This window comes from Moorena sp. SIO3I6, from assembly GCF_010672095.1.
This window is the reverse complement of the sequence record NZ_JAAHHU010000887.1, coordinates 1-2,017: the sequence shown is the minus strand read 5'-3', so window position 1 is coordinate 2,017 and position 2,017 is coordinate 1. Positions and strand designations below refer to the sequence as shown.

Annotated in this window: 3 protein-coding genes; 2 read left to right on the top strand and 1 reads right to left on the bottom strand. The window is 40.5% G+C overall.

Annotated features, from left to right (window positions below):
* Positions 1-1,188, bottom strand: a 1,188-nt coding sequence (locus F6K49_RS44020) for an SUMF1/EgtB/PvdO family nonheme iron enzyme (protein WP_293108172.1), incomplete at its 3' end; no start/stop codon positions are given.
* Positions 1,189-1,363: 175 nt separating this feature from the next.
* Here F6K49_RS44020 and F6K49_RS44015 point away from each other — a divergent pair.
* Positions 1,364-1,633, top strand: a complete 270-nt coding sequence (locus tag F6K49_RS44015) for a hypothetical protein (protein WP_293108168.1) — start codon at positions 1,364-1,366, stop codon at positions 1,631-1,633.
* A 126-nt stretch (positions 1,634-1,759) separates the two neighbouring features.
* A complete protein-coding gene (locus F6K49_RS44010; RefSeq protein WP_293108163.1) occupies positions 1,760-2,014 on the top strand; it encodes a hypothetical protein in 255 nt (84 codons plus the stop codon).
* The last annotated feature ends 3 nt before the right edge of the window (positions 2,015-2,017 follow it).

Sequence of the window (2,017 nt, the reverse complement as noted above, 5' to 3'; positions counted from 1 at the left end):
TTCAGAGAGGCGATCGCAAAATTCCACTGCATCGAACCAGTTTACTTGCTCTACTGGTCGATTATCTCCTTTAAACTCAGAGGGGTCTGGATCTAAGTCCCGGTTAACTTTTGGGAGGTTGTTAACCACAGCTCTCCATTGCGCCTGGGTTACCTGATATTTCCCCAGGAAAAAGGGTTGAATGCTTACTTGGTGTACAGGTCTTTCCCTGTAATCACTCCAGCTCTCGCTTTTCGAGGAACCCATTAAGAACGTTCCTTTTGGGATAGACACCATATCTAGGTTTACTCCATTTCCCAGATGTTCAGTGAAATAATGCGCTTGCTGCTGGGATTCTGGCTTGATTATTTTTCCTCTAGGGTTAACTGTTACTACTTTAAAGGAAAACTGTTTTAATACTGTTGGTCCTCCGCTTGGAATCAGTTTGAGGCATTCTTTGATAAATTTCTTGACACCAAGATAGACCTGACTGTTTTGAGACTCTGGTTTGCATAGGTCAATATGGTTCTTTTCTATGGCAACCGGCTTAACTTTTTCAATGCCTGGGTTAGCACTATCTGGGTCTACCACCAAAATTCCTTTTACAGGCTGGGTTTCATAATAGACCTTTGTGGCAATTCCTAAACTCCGAACGTTTTCTCGATACCACTCATTTAATTCCCGTAACTGAGGGTGATGAGCTTTTAGTTCCTCCACACTTACTGTGGCTTGTGTCAAAACGCCAATATTATCAATTAAATTAGCTAGATGAGACCCAGTGTGGGGAGTACCCATAAATACAATCCCTTTAGTCTGTTCAAGAATAGCTTGCTCTTGAAACGTCAAAGCACTGCTAAGCATTTTTTTGACTAAAAGCCCGCCCATACTGTGAGTAATAAATACTAATGGACGCTTGCCGATATCGTGGATATCTAACCAATCTAATAAATTACTGGCTTGATCGAAAAGGGGCATACTGCTGTTGCTTTTCCAGTTTGTCCCTTCAGCGTTATACCCAAAAGACCAGATATTAAGACCTAGCTGATCGTTTCCTAACCAAACTGGCCAGAAGTCATCATCATCCCGTTTTTCCTTAGGATGCCACGTGCTTATCGCATTCCCTCCCAGCCCGTGAACAAACACCACATCTGCCTTGGCAAATGAGTCCTGATGGCTTGAGATTTTGATCAAGCCGGTTAATTTAGTCAAGGATTAGCCTCCAGTTAATTATATAGCATTAACTAGTAGATGCTTGAAACCCAATCTATATATAGTTTAACACAGGAAAATATCGGGAGTAGGGAATAGGGAAAAAATTATCAAAATTAATTACTTTTTCGATTTACTATTACCTATACTTTCGATAAAATTACTTATCAAAAAAATGCGATTCTCTGAAAGTCACGCTAAAAGCGAACGCATTCCCAAATTCCCCTCTGTTCCCTATTCCCTGTTCCCTATTCCCTGTTCCCTGTTCCCTAAAAAAAACGCGATCGCTAACATTTTTTTTGGTGAATTTTACTTTGGCTGTTTGACCCGGTGGTGCGTTACGGGGCGGACTATACCAAGGCTGGCTAAAAAGCAAAAAATTAGGGCAAGTCCGCCCCTAACACACCCTACGCAACTGTTCTCAATTTTAATTTTTAATTCTTAATTATCAATTCTCAATTCTGTACATTTTCTTTCAATACCCCCTCAGAAAATAAATTCTAAAACCCCTTGACAAAATAATTTATAATCGTTATTATTATAATATAAACTTCAAGCAAAGGTTTTGACAATGACTGAAGAGTTTATCCCAAACGAAAACAACAATCCTGAAGAGATTACTCCCGCTAATACTCCTCAGGAACCTTCTCCAAAAAAATACCCAGTTAAGCACATTTTGAAAGGATCACGTAAGGCCATATTTAAGACCATGCATACCCTATATGCGCTGCGTTATGCGGAAATCTCCGAGTGGAGCCCCCTTCAGCCCACTGGCATCTCAGGGGAATTCATCACGATGATGACCAAATACCTGATTATCGATTAAACA